The organism is Azohydromonas aeria (assembly GCF_009760915.1).
GTDB lineage: Bacteria > Pseudomonadota > Gammaproteobacteria > Burkholderiales > Burkholderiaceae_C > Azohydromonas > Azohydromonas aeria.
Genome location: NZ_VIDQ01000110.1, coordinates 1 through 17432 on the forward strand (window position 1 = coordinate 1; position 17432 = coordinate 17432).

The following is a 17432-nucleotide window of genomic DNA, read 5'->3' on the forward strand; positions in this document are numbered from 1 at the left end:
CCGTTCGCCACTCGCCGCCAGGATTGCTCCCGCGCTGCCGTTCGACTTGCATGTGTAAGGCATGCCGCCAGCGTTCAATCTGAGCCAGGATCAAACTCTTCAGTTCGATCTTGAAAAAAAATCACTGCTCAAAGGAAATCAACAAAGACAAAGCAAAGCTCCATCTCAATCAATTTCTCAGAGCGTTCGAGACCAGTAAAGGCCCCAGGAACCCCGGGCATCCCCGAAGCTCCGATGTGTCAGGCACCTCACCCAACGCCTCGAACGCCCACGCTTATCGGCTGTATGTTTTTAAAGAGCATCGACTTTGTTCAACACTTCGCAAACTGCTGCCGGTAACCCGGCTTGCTGCCTGCGTCGCGTTTCGCTGTTTCGATCAGCGAAGCCCAAGATTCTAACACGTTTTAAATCAGTGTCAAACACTCGGACTTTCCTGGCGTCGATCGCAAATTGAATCGCAATCTCTGCCGCTTCGCTGCCGTCGTCTTGCGTCGTCAGCAGCGAAGAAATGAATTCTGACATAAGGGTAAACCCTAGTCAAATGCCGGGGCATTCGACGCCGGAACTTTCGTTCCGCCGCCCGTTGCCATTTCGGGCGGCTCGCCGGCCGGCCGGCCCGAACCCCGGCGCACGGCAGCGGACATTCCAGCTGCCCGGTTCAGGACAGTCGTCGCTGCATCAGGTGCAAGGGGTTTCAGGCCCGGTTCCTGAAGGGTCAGGAAGGCACCGTGAAAACGGCGTCGAACCGGGGCTGGTCTGCGAGGGGCGCGAGTATAGCCACGTTCGCGGGGCCTTCCGGCGCGGCGGCGGGAATTTTCCACGCGGCGGCCCGGTCGCCCGCGCACCGCGCGCCTGCTGGCTACCCTGCGGCCCTGCACGGCCGCCGCGCCGGCCCGGCCTGGATGGCCGGCCCGCCGCATGCCCCTTGCCCGGTCCGGCCCGGCCCGGCTTTATTGCGAAGGAGCTTTCCATGCACCCCAGGACACCCGTTCGCCGCCGGCTGCTGGCGCTGGGCCTGCCGGCCGCCCTGGCGCTGGGCTTCCCGGCCGCCGCCGCCGCGGCGCAGCCGGCGCCCTCGGAGGCCGACGCCTGGCGCGCGCTGCACGACGGCGCCGTCGTGCTCTACCGCCACGCCGAGGCGCCGGGCGTGGGCGACCCGCCGGGCTTTCGCCCGGGCGACTGCGCCACGCAGCGCAACCTCAGCGAGCGCGGGCGCGAGCAGGCGCGGCGCATGGGCGAGCAGTTGCGCCGGCAACGCGTGGCGGTGGGCGCGGTCTGGACCTCGCAGTGGTGCCGCACCCGCGACACCGCCACGCTGATGGACGTGGGCGCGCCGCGCGACGAGCCGGCCTTCAACTCGTTCTTCGCCGGGCACGGCGACGAGGCGGCGCAGACCGCGGCGGCCAGGTTGAAGCTGCTGGCGTGGCGCGGCCCCGGCGCGCTGGTGGTGGTGACGCACCAGGTCAACATCACCGCGCTCACCGGGCTGAACCCCGCTTCGGGCGAAGGCATCGTGCTGCGGCCCCGGGGCGACGCGCTGGAGCCGGCCGGGCGCATCGAGCCGCCGCGCTGACGCTCCCCGGGCAGGCCCTCAGCGCAGCGGCAGCCGCCACAGCACCGCCGTGCCCTGACCCGGCTGCGACTCGATGTCCAGGCGCCCGCCCAGCGCGCCCATGCGCTCCTGCATGCCCAGCAGCCCCCAGTGCGAACGCCCGGCCGACGGCGCGGCCGCCTGCGCCGCGTCGAAGCCCACGCCGTCGTCCTCGACGCTGCCCACGAGCTGGCCGCGGCGCCGCTCCAGGCTCAGGCTCACGCGCGTGGCGCGCGCATGCTTGGCCACGTTGTTGAGCGCCTCCTGCACCACGCGGAACACCGCGGCTTCCACGGCCGCGTCCAGCCGCGCGCCCTCCAGCCCGCGCAGCTCCATGTCCACCGCGATGCCGGTGAGCTCGCCCCAGGTCTGCACGTAGGCGGCCACGCCCTCGCCCAGGCCGCAGTCGTCCAGCGCGGTGGGCCGCAGCCGGAAGACGATGCCGTCGAGCTCGCGGTCGAGCTGGTGTAGCAGTCCCGGCAGCCGGTCCATGCGCTCGCGCGCCGCGGCGGCGTCGCCGGCGCCGGTGGTGCCCCGCAGCGCGCTCACGGCCAGCGCCACCGCGGACAGCGCCTGCCCCAGGCCGTCGTGAAGCTCGCGCGCGATGCGCCGGCGCTCCTCGTCCTGCACGTTCTCCACGCGCAGCAGCAGCTGGCGCAGCGCCTGCGTGCGCTCGGCCACGCGCTGCTCCAGCAGCTCGCGCGACAGCCGCTGCTCGTGGATGTCCGTGACCGAGCCGAACCAGGCGCTGACCGGGCCCTGGCCCTCGCCCTCGCGCAGCGGCTGCGCGCGCGCCAGGAACCAGCGCCAGCTGCCGTCGCCCGCGCGCAGCCGGTGCTCGTGCTGCAGCGGCTGCCCCGTGCGCAGCGACTCGGCCCAGGCCCGCAGCGTCTCGTCGCGGTCCTCGGGATGCAGCACCTGCGCCCAGCCCTGGCCCAGCGCCTCGTGCGGCGCCTGCCCGGTGTAGGCGTACCAGCGCTCGCTGAACCACTCCACCCGCCCGGCCGCGTCGCTGCGCCAGAGCAGGTCGGGCACGAGGCTGACGATGGCGTGCATCTGCGCCTCGCGCCGGCGCAGCGCGGCTTCGGAGCGCTCGCGCTCCAGCGCGGCCCAGGTGCGGTCGCCCACCTCCTGCACCAGCGTGACCTCGTCGGGCGTCCAGGCGCGCGGCGCGTCCGACACGACGCTGAGCACCCACACCAGCCGGCCCTCGCGCACCAGCGGCACCGCGAGCAGCGCGCCGATGCCCAGGGCCCGGTAGCTGGCGCGCGTGGCCTCGCCCAGCTGGGCCGCCTCCCGCATGTCGGCCACCACCAGGGGCCGCCCGGACCGCAGCACCGCCGCGCCGTCGCCGTAGGCCGCCAGCGCGTAGCGCCCGGCCAGGCTGGCCCGCCCCGGGCGCACGAAGTCGCGGTGCACGTCGGCATAGCCGCCCTCCGTGTCGTGCAGCTCGCCGTAGTGCACGGCGTCGGCGCCCAGGTGCTCGCACAGCAGCCGCGAGGCCTGGTACTGCAGCTCCAGCGGATCGCGCAGCGGGCGCAGCCGGTCGTTCAGGCGCAGCAGGAAATCCTGGCGCCGCGCCCACTCGCGCAGCCGCTCGTGCAGCGCCTGGGCCTCGTGCTGCGCGGTGACGTCCTGCGACACCGCCAGCACCGCCCAGACCTGCCCGGCGGCGTCGCGCAGCGGCACGCCGCGGGTGCGGTAGCGGTGGCCGAAGTCCTCGTGCTCGACCTCGAAGGGCTCGCCGGCCAGCGCGCGGCGGTAGCGCGGCTCGGCCTCGCGCGCCAGCGCCGCGGGCAGCGCCTCCCCCACTGTGCGGCCCACCAGGTCCTCGGGCCGCAGCCCCGCCGCGCGCAGCGCGTCGCCCTCGGCCACCAGGTAGCGCAGATCGCGGTCCACCACGAAGGCCGCGCCGCCGCCGAAGCGGACCGGGGGATCGGTGTCGAGCAGGACGCGTTCGCTCATGGCCTGGGACTTCCTTCTGCTGGCGCACCGCGGGCAGTGCGGGGCCATTGTCGGCCCGACCACGCCCGCCATGCGGTGGCAGGCGACGCAGGCGTACTGCGTCAGCGCCAGCCGCGCGCTCACGTCGGCATCGCGCGGCTGCAGCGGCTGCTGGGCGGCGGTGGCGACCGCGGGGCAGCGGGTGCCGGGAAGGCAGGCCGCGTCGCGCAGCGAGGCGGTGGGGCACTGCAGCGGCCGGGCCTGGCGCGGACGGGGCTGCTGGCCTGCCAGGGCTTTTACATGGTGCTGATGGCGCTTTTCGGCGCGTACCTGGCGCTGCGCATCTGGCACCGCCTCGTGACGCCGCGCCAGCGCGCTACCTGGGACAACCTCGCGCTGCTGTGGTGGGGCAGCTGCGCGCAGGGCGTGGTCGTGGCGCTGCTGCCGCATGCCGCGGCGGCGCGTGGACGCCGTGATGAACGCCTCTCCCGCCTCTTCGCGCGCCGGCTTCTTCGCCGGGCTGCGCGCCGGCGCGGCGCCGCTGCTGCTGTGGGCGGCGCACTTCGCCTTCTGCTACGTGGCGGTGGGGAGGGCTGCACGGCGGTGCTGCAGGGCAGCGGCGCCGGCGCGCCGCCAGGTTTCACTTGGACATCGAGTCCTGTCCGTACGGCACGCAATGCCGGGCATGGAATTCGTCCTTGTCCATGTCTTGGTCGCCCACGGGTTTCATCAACTCCTCGTGGACGAAAGAAATCATGAAATCCACGAACCGCTCGTTCCAGATGTCGTTATGGCCGTCTATCAACCTTTTGTCAGCCGACATGACCAGGTAGGGATTGTTGTAGGGTAGCTCCTGTCCCTCGGGCCTCGCCCGCTGCTCAAGCCTCACGTCCTTGTAGTTGTAATAGACCCGCTGACTCTTCGGGTCCACGTTGGGATGCCTGAGCCCGAAAGCTGGCATTGCATTTCTCTCCGACGACTGCGCCAAAGCCTGCGGCACGGCTTTCACCGCATTTTGCGTGGTCGTAGGCTGCAATTCCTGATGGACTGCCAGCGCGGGGTTGCTGCCGTTGTACAGGAGGTCATGTGTTATGTACCGATCAAGGTGGCCCACCGTATGCATGACCGCCTCGCGTTCTCCGGGCTGTTTCGCGGACTGGGCTACGGTATACAGGCGCCCGGCGGGAAAAGCCATTTTCGTGGCCAGATCGGTCTTGGAGGTCACGATGGCCATCACCGGTCGCTGCGACGCCGAATAGCAGCGCGACCGGGCCGCGACCGCCAGCGGCTCGTAGGTCGAGCCTTCGAAGGCCGGATTCACCAGCAGCACGAAGTCACCAAAACTCTTGGCCATGTCATAGCGGAAACGTATGCGCCTTTCCTCCTTCACCAATTCCGGTTCGATCCTGAGAGCGCGCTCCATGAGTCCGGTATGCAGAGCGTGGTACATGAGCATGCCGCCGAAGCTGTGGCCAATCAGGATCAGCTGGTTCTCGGTAGGACCGGCCAGACGGCCGGGACTTTCGTCCAGGACGAGCCTGTAATCTTGAGGGTTGCTGCCTTCAATCTTGCTCCTGTCGTTAAGGAAATTTCGGTACTCGGCAAGCTGCATCAGGAACTGTTTGGCGGATCGGCCCCCGACCCGTTCTCCGGTATTCTTCCGGGTCCAGAAGGTCAGGTTTTCAACGAAGGGGGCCGTCCAGGACGCGCCGCGCCAGCCGAGATAGACACCGACCACCTTGCGCGCTTCTTCGGGTCTTCCGCGGAGTTTCGCTTTGCCCTGCTCAAGCACCGTCAGGCGTTCCAACAGCCTGCGAAAATCCCGGACGTTGGAATCTCCCGGGTGGGCATTGTGCTTCCAGCCATGGGCGAACGCTACAAAAAGGAAACTTCTTGAGGAATGCTCGGCACGGTACGCCTGAAGAGCCTTGAAGAAATTCGTGGCCTGAGCTGGCTGGTGGAACCAGCCTTGATCGTCAAACTCCACAAAACCGAGGATGTACTTGCCGCGTTCCTTGGTGTCTTGAGTTTCAAATTCCATCATCTGCACAGACGCGGGCTGCGTGCAATCGGTATTTCGGGAGCATTCGCTCCACGATCCCGACGCCTCGGGCGCAGGCCGATAGGCCTGGTCCGATGCGCAACCTGACAAGGCCATCGCTGCCGCCACCGCCACTGCCACTGCGGGCCCCGGAACGGAAATCTTGCCCATGGATTGCTCCTCCACCAGCCGAAGATCGGCCTGCAAAACGGCCGCTGGTGTTGTCCGGGCATCAGCGCCACGGCGCGGCAACGACCGGTAGGTCAAGCTAGGTCGGCTCCATGGGGTGGTCAATGGTCGATGGGCACTGCCGCCGCCGGACCGCACGGTGTTGTTGCGCGGTTCTCGGGGCGGTCATGCGCCAGCCCGAGGCCCGGCGCTGCCGCGGCGGACCGGGCGCACCCTATCGGTTCAGGTCGCCCTCGCCGCGCTCGCCACCTTGAGCTGCTCCCCCACCGGCAGCCGCCGGATGCGCACGCCCGTGGCCGCGAACAGCGCGTTCGTCAGCGCCGGCGCGATGGCCGAGGTGCCGGGCTCGCCGATGCCGCCGGGCTTGTCGCTGCTGGGCAGGATGTGCGTCTCGATGCGCGGCGCCTCGTTCATGCGCATGACGCGGTAGTCGCCGAAGTTGCTTTGCTGCACCCGGCCCTGCTCCAGCGTGACCTCGTTCCACAGCGCCGCGCCCAGGCCGAACACGATGCCGCTCTCCAGTTGCGCCTGCACCGTGTCCGGGTTCACCACCTGGCCGCAGTCCACCGCGCACACCACGCGCCGCACCCGCACCCCGCCCTGCGCGTCCACCGCGGCTTCCACCACCATCGCCATGTAGCTGCCGAAGGCGTATTGCACCGACACGCCGCGCCCCACGCGCTCGCCCGCGGCCGCGCGCAGCGGCTGGCCCCAGCCGGCCTTCTCCGTGGCCAGCTTCAGCACGGCCATCAACCGGGGCTCCTTGCCCAGCAAGGCCATGCGGTAGCGCACCGGGTCCTGCTTCGCGGCCGCCGCCAGCTCGTCGATGAAGCTTTCGACCACCCAGATGTTGTGCGTGGGCCCGACGCCGCGCCAGAAGGCGGTGGGGATCGGCGGCTCGTGGCGCACGTACTCCACGCGCACGGCCGGGATGGCGTAGGGAATGTCGCGCGCGCCCTCCACCGCGTCGGGGTCCACGCCGTTCTTGACCAGCGGCGGCGCGAAGCGCGACATGATCGACGAGCCCGTGATGCGGTGCAGCCAGGCCGCGGGCAGGCCCTGGTCGTCCAGCGCGGCGGCGATGCGGTCCACGTAGAACGGCCGGTACATGTCGTGCTGGATGTCCTCCTCGCGGCTCCACACGAACTTCACGGGGTGGTTGACCTGCCGGGCGAAGCTCACGGCCTGGACGATGAAGTCCACCTCCAGCCGCCGCCCGAAGCCGCCGCCCAGGTAGTGGTTGTGCACGACGACCTTGTCGTCGGCCAGCCCGGCGGCCTTGGCCGCCGCGGACTGCGCCAGCACCGGCACCTGCGTGCCCACCCACAGCTCGCAGCGCTCGCGCGTGAGCGAGACGGTGCAGTTCATCGGCTCCATGGTGGCGTGGGCCAGGAAGGGCATGTGGTACTGCGCGCTCACGCCGCGGCTGGCGGGCGTGCCGGCGAGCACTTCCAGCGCGTCGCCGTCGCTGCGCGCCACGGCGCCGTCCTGGCGCGAGGCGGCCTCCATGTCGGCCACGATGCCGGCCGTGCTCACGGCCGAGTTCGGCCCGCCGCTCCAGGTCGGCGCCAGCGCCGCCAGGCCCTGCTTCGCCGCCCAGTAGTGGTCGCCGACCACGGCCACGGCGTTGTTCAGGCGCAGCACCTGGCGCACGCCGGGCACGGCCAGGGCGCGCTGCTCGTTCATGCCGGCGATGGAGCCGCCCACCACCGGGCTGGCCGCCACCGTCGCCACGCGCATGCCCGGCACCTTGGCGTCGATACCGAACAGGGCGCGGCCGTTGACCTTGTCGGCCGAGTCCAGCCGCTTCACGGGCTTGCCGATGAGCTTGAAGTCTTTCGGGTCCTTCAGCGCCACGTCCTTCGGGACCGGCAGCTTCGCGGCCGCGTCCACCAGCTCGCCGTAGTGCAGCGTGCGGCCGGTGGCGGCATGCGTGACGGCGCCGTTGGCCGCGCGCAGCTCCCTGGCATCGACGTTCCAGGCCTGCGCCGCGGCCTGCACCAGCATCACGCGCGCGGTGGCGCCGACGCGGCGCAGCGGCTCCCAGGCGCCGCGGATGGAGGTCGAGCCGCCGGTGACCTGGCCGCCCAGCAGCGGGTCGGCATAGAGCTTGTTGTCGGCCGGCGCCTGCTCCAGCCTGACGGTGGCCGGGTCCACCTCCAGCTCCTCGGCCAGCAGCATCGGGATCGAGGTGAAGGTGCCCTGCCCCATCTCGACCTTGTGCACGATGAAGGTGACCTGGCCCTGGCGGTCGATGCGCACGAAGCCGCCGGCGTCCAGCCGCGGTGGGTCCTGCGACACGGCGGTGCTGGCCTGCCCGACCGCGCTCTCGGGCGGCTTGCGGTCGCGCTCGCTGCCGGGGCTGCGCAGCGGGTCCAGCGGGATGCCGGCGCAGCCCGGCAGCGTGAAGGCCAGCACCAGCCCGCCGCCGGCGGCCGCGCCGGCACGGATGAAGGCGCGCCGGGACGGGTTGGCGGCGCCGGCAGCGGCGTCGCGGTAGTCGAAGGCACCCATCTCAGGCTCCCCGGCCCGGCACCGCGATCTGCGAGGCGGCGAGCTTGATGGCGGCGCGGATGCGCTGGTAGGTGCCGCAGCGGCACAGGTTGCCCGACATGGCGTTGTCGATGGCGGCGTCGTCGGGGTTGGGCGTGGCGCGCAGCAAGGCGGTCGCGGCCATGACCTGGCCGCTCTGGCAATAGCCGCACTGCACCACGTCGAGTTCGCGCCAGGCGGCCTGCACGCGGCGCCCGACCGGGTCCTGGTCGATGCGCTCGATGGTGATGACGCGCTTGCCCGCCACCGCCGACAGCGGCGTGACGCAGGCGCGCGCCACCTGCCCGTCCAGGTGCACCGTGCACGCGCCGCAGGCGCCGATGCCGCAGCCGAACTTGGTGCCGGTCAGGCCGGCCACGTCGCGCAGCGCCCACAGCAGGGGCATGTCGGCGGGAAGGTCCAGCGTGGTGGGCTGGCCGTTGAGGGTGAAGGTGGGCATCGCGAATTCCCCTGGGACGGTGCGCCGCCGGCACGGCAGCCCCGGCGAACGGCAAGCGGCGTGCCCCGCCAGCGCATCGGCGCCCGGCCGGCGCCGGGCATCACCCCGGCGCCGCAGGAGATCGCGCGGACGCCGTCAGCCGCCCGCGCCGGCCCGGTGGCCCGGGCGCGTCGCGCGGCGCCGGGCGCCCACCAGCCCCACCACGCCCGGCAGCAGCAGCGCCAGCGTGCCCGGCTCCGGCACGGCCGCCGCGACCAGCGCCAGGTTGTTCGGGTCGGTCGGGTACTGGTAGTTGTTGGCGCTCTGCAGGCTCAGCCCCGGGATCGGGTTGCCGCCGGAGTCCGTCGCCACGATCTGCAGCAGCTTGACCGTGTGGCCGAACGCGCCTTCGATGCTGGCGGTGACGAGGTCACTGCCTTGATCGGCCACCTGGTCCTCGTACAGCGGCGCCAGCAGGCCGTACAGCGAGATGTAGAGCGTCGGGTCCACCGGCCCGCCAAAGGGCAGCTCGGCGTAGGTCAGGGTGACCGTCTCAGGCAGCACCTGGCCCGGAGCGAAGCAGGTGCTGGTGAAGGTGCCAATGCCCTGCGGCAGGCCGAGCTGGGCGCAAAAGCTCAGCGACAGCAGGCCCTGATGGGTGGCCGACAGCAGGCCGTCAAGGCCCAGCACGTAGCTCAGGCTGTACGCCCCGGTGCCGCCCGTGACGGTGACCTGGTCGGTCAGCGTCACCGTGGCCGTGGCCGTGGTCGTGACGTAGCTGTAGGGATCGCCGTTTTGGTCAACGTCCGGGATCCAGACGTAGTTGCCGCGCGCATAGTCCTGCACCGACAGCGACATCGTCATCTTCCACGTGTCCAGCGTGGCGCTGACCGTGGTGAGGCCCGTGAAGCGCTGGTCCGCGTCGCCGGGGTTGAGTCCCGGCAGCGACACCGCGTAGTCGTTGACCAGTACCGTGCCGTCGCCAGGACCGCTGACGATCTGGCACGTGCCGGTCTCATCCGGCCTGGAGACGGAACACAGCTGGCTCGATGTCGTCAGCGACGCCCAGGCCGAAGGCGCGAACAGACAGGCGGCGGCAAGGCCCGCCAGCTTCAACACGTGTCTGGCCATGATCATTTCCTCCCTCTTGAATGCGCACGCCCCTGCACCGCGGACGACCTGCACCAGGCAGGCATGGCAGCGCAAGCAGGCCAAAAGACTGCGTGGAACGACCCATAAATCGATCCGCTGTCAACTGCTTGTTCGTGGGTTTCATTATGGAGAGTCGATCAAGGACAAACTTTAGGTATTTTTTGTAAGCGCAAGCAACAAAGTGGCGTGCCGGCCGTGTGCTCCACCGCCTTCAGCCTCGTCGCGACGCCGGACCACGACCCGGCCTGGCGGCTGCGGTTCGGCGAGGCCGCCGGCAGCCGGGGCTCGCCGGCCGGCGCCATTGCTTCATGCCGTGAAGCATCGCCGCCGCGCCGCGCGTCCCTTGGCGGCCCCTGCGCCGCCCCGGCGCACCTGGCCGGCAAACTCCCAACGACCGGCCACCGACATTTCCGGCCGCGCAAGGCAAATCAAATGCCCAACCGCGATATGGCCGCCGTAAAACCCTGCGGTACAGAAGGATTCAATATTTCAGGGCCGATACATCACGCTGTAACCGGACCAGTTTTCCACATGGCGGCAAACCGGGGTGGTTGAATCGTTGCAGTTTGAAAATCGGGCCGGTCCCGCAATGTTTCTTCATCAAGCAGAAACATGGTTCAGGACCCGCGCAGCCCGCCAGGTTCCGTCGACGCGGCCCGCATCCGTGGCCCCTTGGGCCATGGGGTTTGCAGGGGGGCTCCCCTCTCAAGAATGCCGGTTGGACCCGCGGTGGCGCGTGGCCTGCACGCCGGCGCGCCAAGGCGGGTCCGCCTGTGCTGCCACCGGCGGGAAAAGCCGGGGGCAGTTTCGTCAAAAGCCTTTCATTCGTGAAAGGCCACTGGAGAGCACCATGAAAATGAGATCCCTCGTCCTGGCCGGCCTGATGGCGGCCGGCGCCGCCGCGAGCCACGCGGCGTCATTTTCGATATCGCTGTCGCCCGACACGCCGCTGAGTTTCGGGCGCTCCGACATCACCGAGACCAGCGTCATGGACGAAATATCGTTCACGGGGCTGGGCGAGGGCATGTACAAGCTCACGGCCAGCCTGTTTTCCACCGACGGGCTGAGCTTCGGCAAGGTGTCGATGGGCGACAAGTCCTTCAGCTCCATCAGTGCCGGCAACTTCTCGACGGCCTTCTTCAGCGGCAAGCACGGCGGTGACTGGACGCTGAAGCTGGCCGGCACCGGCGACGGCTCGGCCTCCTACACCGGGCTGGTGTCGGTGGCCGCCGTGCCCGAGCCCGAAACCTACGCGCTGATGCTGGCGGGCCTGGGCCTGGTCGGCGTCATCGCCCGCCGCCGCCAGCGGCGCTGAGGTCCGGCCGGCGTCCGGCCGGCTTCGGCGCCGGCGCCACCACATGGGGGGCCGGCGCCGCCTCCTCCTGGGTTCGCGGCTTGCTGCCCGGACCCTTTCGTTCCGGCACGGCGCGCCGTCCGCGCCAGCGACGGCCCGCCGTGCCAATCACCCAGCATCACCCAGGTTTCCAGGGAGCGCCCGCGATGTCCGACCTCACCCGCCGCCAGTTGCTGGCCGCCACCGCCGCCGCGGCCTGCACCCCCGCGCTGACCCGGGCCCAGCCCCGGGGCAACGGCGGCGGCGGCAGCGGCGGCAGCGGCGGCAGCGGCGCGGTCATGAAATGGCACCCCGGCCAGTACCTGCACCTGCCCAGCCGCGGCGGCGTCGAGGCGGTGGAGGACACGCTGGCGCAGATCCGCGACGTGCCCGCCGCGCGCGGGCTGCAGCTGCGCTACAACTGGGCCGAGCTGGAGGGCGACGAGGGCCGCTACGACTTCGGCCGCATCCAGCGCGACCTGGACCGCGTCGCCGGCAGCAGGAAGCGGCTGCACGTGCTGCTGATGCTGAAGTCCTTCGGCGGCGGCGCGCGGGCGGTGCCGGAATACCTGGAGCGCAAGGCCGAGCGCGGGCCCGCCACCTTCGGCATCGGCATCCAGGAGAAGCAGGCCCCGGGCGGCCCGCGCCAGCGCGCCGGGCAGAACCTCGCGCTGTGGGAGCCGCGCGTGCGCGACAGCCTGCAGGAGTTCATGGTGGCCATGGGCCGCGCGCTGGACGCGCACCCGGCGCTGGAGAGCGTGGCGCTCAACGAGAGCGCGCTGGGCCAGGCCGACCGCGGCATCGACGCCGACGACCGGCGCCGGTTCTTCGAGAACCTGGCCGCCGTCAACCGCGGCATGCGCCAGGCCTTCCCGAGCACGGTGGTGATCCAGTTCGTCAACTTTCCCAAGCAGGCCATCCCGATCCTCACCGGCCCGATGCCCACTACCGGCGTGGGTTTGGGCGGGCCCGACACGTTCCTGGACGACCGCTCGCTGCGCGACAACGTCTACACCGTCTATCCGCGCCTGGCCGGCGTGGTGCCGATCGCGCCCTCGGTGCAGAACGAGAACTACCAGGCGCTGGCGCACCAGGGCCAGCGCCTGAAGGTGCCGATCGAGGACCTCTACGAGTTCGCGCGCAACCAGCTGCGCGCCAACTACATCTTCTGGACCCGCCCGCAGCCGTGGATGAAGGAGCGCTGGCCGGAGCTGCTGAATTTCCTGAAGACCCACCCGCAGGGCTCGACCCTCACCGGCGGCCTGGCCACGGCGTGCCCGTCGGCCTTCGGCGGGCGGTGCGGCAGCGTGGGGTGAGGGGCGGGGGCGGCGGCTGCGTTCGTGGTGGCGCAGGCTGAAGAAGGGCTGTTGTCCGGGGAAGGTTCAACCCATGGCATCCCGTCAGCCGTGACGCTTCGCACCCCGATCCGTCATTCCGGCGAAAGCCGGAATCCACGCGCGCCGCTGCGGTGGAATGGCTGACGTGGGCCCATGCCGACACCGGCCAGCGAGACATTGCAGCGTTCGTGGATTCCGGCTTCCGCCGGAATGACGAAACAGTGGGCGGGCCGCCCAGGCTGTCGGGCTGCCGGTCGTTCTCCACCGTCCCCCAGGCAGGAGAACGTGACGAACCCGGGGTCACTGGAACTTCGGCGGGTCCTTGACCGGCGGCGACTGGCTCGGAGCCGGCGGGTCTTCCACCGCGGGCTCGGCGTCGGGCGGCGGCGGGGCCGGCGGCTCGGGCACCGGCGGGTCGGGCGGGATGTCGTGCAGGCGCTGGCGCGTGGGTCGGTTCATGCGGCGGCTCCCGGCTCAGCGCTGCTTGCGGGCGATGGCGCGCGCCAGGTCTTCCTTGCTCATGGTCGAGCGCCCGGCGATGCCCAGGTCCTTCGCCCGAGCGTAGAGCTCGGCCTTGGTGTGGCCCAACACGTCCACGCCGCCGAAGGTCTCGCGCGGATGCTCGCGCGCCTCGCGCCCGCCGGCGGCGGCCTGCGGGTCGGACGGGCCCTTGTGCGCCTTGGGCTCCCAGTGGTCGCCCACCTTCTCGAACGAGTGCTTGAGCGAGGCCAGCGCCGTGCGGTGCGCGCGCTCGCCCGGGCCGTACTCGGCCTCGGCGTTGCGCAGCGTCCTGGCGTAGGTGCGCTGCGCCTGCACCGGGGATCGCTCCAGCGTGGACGGCAGCGCCACGCCATACCTCTGCTTGCTCATGGTGTCCTCCTGCGGCGGGCCGGCGCGAAAGGGCGCCGGCGCTTGGCCGCGGATCGGCAACCCCCGTTCCCGCACCGTCCCCGGCCCGCCGCCGCGGGCGTGCAAGACTGCGGCCGCCGGTGGCGGCGCATGGGCGCCGGACCGCGTTTTCTCCACTGCTGAAGGAGCTTTCCATGGACCTGGGACTGCAGGGCAAGCGCGCCCTGGTGACGGGATCGACCGCCGGCATCGGCCTGGCCACGGCGCGGGCGCTGGCCGCCGAGGGCGCGCACGTGTTCATCAATGGCCGCACGGCCGCTCGCGTGGAGGCCGCCGTGGCGCAGCTGCGCGCCGAGCTGCCGCAGGCGCAGCTGGAGGGCATCGCCGCCGACCTGGGCAGCGCCGAAGGCTGTGAGCGGATGACGCGGCAACTGCCCGAGGTGGACGTGCTGGTCAACAACCTGGGCATCTTCGAGCCCAGGCCCTTCGAGCAGATCGCCGACGCCGACTGGCTGCGCTTCTTCGAGGTCAACGTGCTCAGCGGCGTGCGGCTGGCGCGGCACTACGTGGCGGGCATGCGCGCGCGCGACTGGGGCCGCATCGTCTTCGTCTCCAGCGAGTCGGGGCTGAACATCCCCACCGAAATGATCCATTACGGCATGACCAAGACGGCGCAGCTGGCGGTCTCGCGCGGGCTGGCCGAGACGCTCGCGCGCACCGGCGTGACCGTGAACTGCGTGCTGCCCGGACCCACCGCCAGCGAGGGCGTGGGCGAGTTCGTGGCGCGCATGGCCGCCGAGCGCGGCATGGACGCCGCCGCGATGGAGCGCGAGTTCTTCAGCACCGCGCGCCCGTCGTCGGTGCTGCAGCGCTTCGCCAGCCCCGACGAGGTCGCCTCGCTCATCGCCTACGTGTGCAGCGCGCGCGCCTCGGCCACCACCGGCGCGGCGCTGCGCGTGGACGGCGGCCTGGTGCGCAGCATCGCCTGAGCGGCCGCGCCGGCAACCGATCGACACGCCTCATACGCCTTGCCGCGGTCCATTCACGAGCGCAGACGCGCGGGGCGCGGTTGGTCACAGCGCGGCACCACGCCGGCGCGCGGCACGGCCTAGCATCCCTGCCCCGCGCCCGACACCCGGGCGCGCCAGGCCGAGGAGCACGCCATGGCACCGTCGTCGAGTCTTGGGGTCCTGTTCGCACTGGCCTGCGCCGCCGCCGCGGCCCAGGCCGCGCCGCCTGCCGTGCGCTGGGTGGACTGGACCGGCGCCGACACCCTGGGCGCCAGCGCCGGCAACGTCGTCACCGGCCACCTGCGCCCGCCCGGCGCCCGAGTGGACGTGAGCTACACCGGCCCGACCAGCTTCGTGCAGCTCGATCCGCTGCCCAGCACCGACTACTGGAGCGAGGGCGTCCCGCCCGCCTACCGCAGCACCGGGCGCCCTGCCGGCAGCGACCTGATCGCCCTGGACGGCGGCGACGCCAGCGTGCACGCGCTGCGCTTCTCGCGCCCGGTGGCGAATCCAGTCCTGGCCATCCTCAGCCTGGGCCAGGCCGGGCTGCCGGTCGGGTACGAGTTCACCCAGGCGCCCGTGCTGCTCGATTCCGGCGTGGGCTACTGGGGCGGCTGCGCCGGCTGCCTGTCGGTGGACGGCCGCACGCTGCGCGGCGAGGAGGGGCACGGGCTGATCCGCTTCACCGGACTCGTCAGCGAGATCTCCTGGACCGCGCCCACCTTCGAGCACTGGCACGGCTTCACCGTGGGCGTGGTGCCCGAGGCCTCGCGCGCGGGGCTGCTGCTGGCCGGGGTGCTGGCGCTGGGCGGCGTGGCGCAGTGGCGGCGGCGGCGGCGCGCGCCGCGCCACGCCGGCGCCTGAAGCGCGCCGACGCAACCGCCGCGTCCTCAATCCCGCAACTCCTGCGCACCTTGCCGCGCCGCGTCGCCCTGGCATAGCCGATACGTCCTGTTGCACCCGCCACAATGTCGCCTTCGACCGCCCACCCCAAGAAACGGCGGCATGCGAGGGAAGGAAAGACATGGCGCAAGCCAGGAACAACGCGCCGCGGGCGCCGGGTGCGCCGGCGCGGCCGGACGCGGCCACGCCGGCTTCCGAGGCGGGGCGGCCGCTGCGCTGGTCGCCCGGGCCGGGCTTCTTCGCGCTGGGCGCGCCGGTGGCGGCGCTGGCGCTGCTGATCATCGGCGCCGCGCTGCACGTGCCCGGCGGCTGGGGCATCGAGGACTTCCTGGGCTGGACCGAGGGCCGGCGCGGCGGCGCCGGGCCGCTGCTGGTGCACCTGTGGGCGCAGTCGGGCCGCACGCTGCTGGCCTGGCTGTACCTGGGGCTCGACAGCCTGGTGTTCGTGCCGCTGTACGGCGGCGCGCTGCTGGCGCTGGCGGTGCGGCTGGCGCAGGCGCTGGGCGCGGACCGCTTCGCCGAGCGCGCGCGGCGCGAGGACATGGCGCTGCGCGCGCTGGTGCCGCCGGTGCTGGCGCTGGCGCTGGTGGACCTGATGGAGAACGGCATCGGGCTGTCGCGCATCGGCTCGGCCGGGCCGTGGCTGGCGCTGGCCAGCACCGGGCTGGGGGCGGCGCTGGTGCAGTGGGGCGGCACGCTGCGCCACCTGATGCCGCGCGTGGGCGGCGGCGCCAGCGCCACCACGGCGCTGCTGGCGCTGGGCACGCTGGGCGCGGCCACGGCCGGCGTGCCGGCCTGCCTGCCGCCGGGCGCGGAATGGCTCAGCGCGCTGGGCTGCGGCGCGCACGCGGGCAAGGGCTGGCTGGCGGCGCTGGTGGGGGCGCTGTTCGCGGCCACGGCGCTGGGCTGGCTGGCCGGCGTGGCGCTGCCCGCCGACGCGCCGGCCGAGCTGCGCGCGCAGCGCCTGCGCCTGCGCAGCGCCGTGCGCGACATGCTGCTGCGCAGCCGCTACGTGCTGCTGGCGCTGGCGGCGCTGGCCGTGCTGCTGCTGGGCCCGGACGCGGGGCGCGACGCGCTCTACGCCATCGCCGCCTCGCCGTTCCGCGCCGCGCAGGCCGACCTGGACGAGCGGCTGCTGCGCGCTTTCGGCACGCTCGGCGCCTTCGCCGTCACGGCCGCGGCGCTGTGGACGCTGCTGTTCGCCTGCTGGCTGTGGACGCGCGCGGCCTGCCAGCTGCGCCGCGCCCACAGCCCCGTGCCGGCGCCCGGCGCGGCGCCCGCGCCGGGGCATGCGCTGGCGCGCGACTGGGCCGCCATCGTCTCCTTCATGCCGGCGGCGCTGGTGGCGCTGCTGACGGCGCAGGTGGTGCGCGAGGCGGCGCTGGCGCAGGCCGCCGGCGCCACCGCGCCGTGGCTCGGCCCGGTGCTGCTGCTGGCGGGCTTCGGCCTGGCGGTGCTGGCGCTGGGCGCGGCCAGCGTGGCCTGGCAGCGGCAGGCCGACACCGACGCGGCGCCCGGCTACGACGCGCTGTCCTGGGCGCAATGGGCCGCGGCGGCCGGCGTGCTGTGCCCGCGCGGCGACGCGGCGCGGCCGGCCGCGGCCTGGCGCTTCGCCGCGCTGGTGCCGCCGCAGGGCCTGCTGGCGCTGCTGCTGGTGGCGCTGCTGCTGGTGCGCGCCATCGACCTGCTGCCCGCCGCCGGCCTCGCGTGGCAGCTCGACCGCCTGCCCACGCTGGGCCTGGCCGCGGCGCTGCTGTCGGTGGCGCTGTGGCTGTGCGTGTTCGGCTGGCTGTCGCTGCTGGAGGTGGCCACGGCGCGGCCCTGGGTGCTGCTGCTGGTGCCGGCGCTGGCCTTGCTGGCGGCGCTGGGCTGGACCGCCAACGACGCCGTCTGGCCGGCCGTGGCCCATGCCGACGCCGCCGTGCCCGCCGGCGGGCTGCGCATGCTGGCCTTCACGGCGCTGCTGGGCGGCGTGCTGCTGCTGGCGCAGGCGCTGCTGCTGGCGCGCGCGCGGCGCCGCGCCGCGGTGGCGCAGGGCCTGGCGCCGCGCGCGGCGCCGGGCTGGTCGGCGCTGCTGCCCGCGGCGCTGGCGCTGCTGCTCGGCGGGGTGCT

14 protein-coding genes and 1 rRNA gene are annotated in these 17432 nt (G+C 72.2%); 6 read left to right on the top strand and 9 right to left on the bottom strand.

The window, feature by feature from the left end; translation table 11 throughout:
• Together FJ694_RS33195 and FJ694_RS36940 are read right to left on the bottom strand one after the other, a co-directional pair.
• Nucleotides 1-106 (bottom strand): 16S ribosomal RNA (locus FJ694_RS33195); the annotation flags it as partial.
• Nucleotides 107-291: 185 nt separating this feature from the next.
• Nucleotides 292-522, bottom strand: coding sequence for a hypothetical protein (locus FJ694_RS36940; protein ID WP_198321138.1), 231 nt, complete (start codon nucleotides 520-522; stop codon nucleotides 292-294).
• 448 nt (nucleotides 523-970) lie between these two features.
• On the opposite strand from FJ694_RS36940, the gene FJ694_RS33200 reads away from it, so the two are divergent.
• Nucleotides 971-1573, top strand: coding sequence for a histidine phosphatase family protein (locus FJ694_RS33200; protein ID WP_157271807.1), 603 nt, complete (start codon nucleotides 971-973; stop codon nucleotides 1571-1573).
• Between the two features lie 18 nt (nucleotides 1574-1591).
• Here the strand turns inward: FJ694_RS33200 and FJ694_RS33205 are convergent, their stop codons facing one another.
• The 5 genes from FJ694_RS33205 to FJ694_RS33225 all read right to left on the bottom strand — a co-directional run bounded on the left by FJ694_RS33205 (nucleotide 1592) and on the right by FJ694_RS33225 (nucleotide 9867).
• On the bottom strand, nucleotides 1592-3985 hold the full coding sequence (locus FJ694_RS33205) for a PAS domain-containing protein (RefSeq protein ID WP_157271808.1): 2394 nt from the start codon (nucleotides 3983-3985) through the stop codon (nucleotides 1592-1594).
• A gap of 190 nt (nucleotides 3986-4175) precedes the next feature.
• Nucleotides 4176-5843 carry an RNA-binding protein gene (locus FJ694_RS33210; RefSeq protein WP_157271809.1) on the bottom strand — a complete coding sequence of 556 codons (1668 nt, stop codon included), beginning with the start codon at nucleotides 5841-5843 and terminating at the stop codon, nucleotides 4176-4178.
• Between the two features lie 144 nt (nucleotides 5844-5987).
• Nucleotides 5988-8279 carry a xanthine dehydrogenase family protein molybdopterin-binding subunit gene (locus FJ694_RS33215; RefSeq protein ID WP_157271810.1) on the bottom strand — a complete coding sequence of 764 codons (2292 nt, stop codon included), beginning with the start codon at nucleotides 8277-8279 and terminating at the stop codon, nucleotides 5988-5990.
• Between the two features lies 1 nt (nucleotide 8280).
• Entirely contained in the window at nucleotides 8281-8757 is a 477-nt protein-coding gene (locus tag FJ694_RS33220; protein WP_157271811.1) for a (2Fe-2S)-binding protein, read from the bottom strand.
• Between the two features lie 135 nt (nucleotides 8758-8892).
• The gene (locus tag FJ694_RS33225) at nucleotides 8893-9867 is read right to left on the bottom strand and encodes a PEP-CTERM sorting domain-containing protein (RefSeq protein ID WP_157271812.1); all 975 of its coding nucleotides are present in this window, start codon (nucleotides 9865-9867) and stop codon (nucleotides 8893-8895) included.
• 871 nt (nucleotides 9868-10738) lie between these two features.
• Here FJ694_RS33225 and FJ694_RS33230 point away from each other — a divergent pair.
• Complete coding sequence (locus FJ694_RS33230) at nucleotides 10739-11203, top strand: FxDxF family PEP-CTERM protein (protein WP_157271813.1); 465 nt, start codon at nucleotides 10739-10741, stop codon at nucleotides 11201-11203.
• A 185-nt stretch (nucleotides 11204-11388) separates the two neighbouring features.
• Nucleotides 11389-12537 (top strand): hypothetical protein, encoded by a 1149-nt coding sequence (locus FJ694_RS33235; protein ID WP_157271814.1) that lies wholly within the window; start codon nucleotides 11389-11391, stop codon nucleotides 12535-12537.
• Between the two features lie 321 nt (nucleotides 12538-12858).
• Here the strand turns inward: FJ694_RS33235 and FJ694_RS33240 are convergent, their stop codons facing one another.
• Both FJ694_RS33240 and FJ694_RS33245 read right to left on the bottom strand, forming a co-directional pair.
• Nucleotides 12859-13017 carry a hypothetical protein gene (locus FJ694_RS33240; RefSeq protein ID WP_157271815.1) on the bottom strand — a complete coding sequence of 53 codons (159 nt, stop codon included), beginning with the start codon at nucleotides 13015-13017 and terminating at the stop codon, nucleotides 12859-12861.
• 15 nt (nucleotides 13018-13032) lie between these two features.
• Nucleotides 13033-13428, bottom strand: coding sequence for a ChaB family protein (locus tag FJ694_RS33245; RefSeq protein WP_157271816.1), 396 nt, complete (start codon nucleotides 13426-13428; stop codon nucleotides 13033-13035).
• 173 nt (nucleotides 13429-13601) lie between these two features.
• Between FJ694_RS33245 and FJ694_RS33250 the strand changes: the two genes are divergently transcribed.
• From FJ694_RS33250 to FJ694_RS33260, 3 genes are all read left to right on the top strand, one after another.
• Complete coding sequence (locus tag FJ694_RS33250; RefSeq protein ID WP_157271817.1) at nucleotides 13602-14396, top strand: SDR family NAD(P)-dependent oxidoreductase; 795 nt, start codon at nucleotides 13602-13604, stop codon at nucleotides 14394-14396.
• Between the two features lie 174 nt (nucleotides 14397-14570).
• Nucleotides 14571-15281: a hypothetical protein gene (locus tag FJ694_RS33255; protein WP_157271818.1), complete on the top strand. Its 711-nt coding sequence runs from the start codon at nucleotides 14571-14573 to the stop codon at nucleotides 15279-15281.
• A 160-nt stretch (nucleotides 15282-15441) separates the two neighbouring features.
• Nucleotides 15442-17432, top strand: a 1991-nt coding sequence (locus FJ694_RS33260; protein ID WP_375140289.1) for a hypothetical protein, incomplete at its 3' end; no start/stop codon positions are given.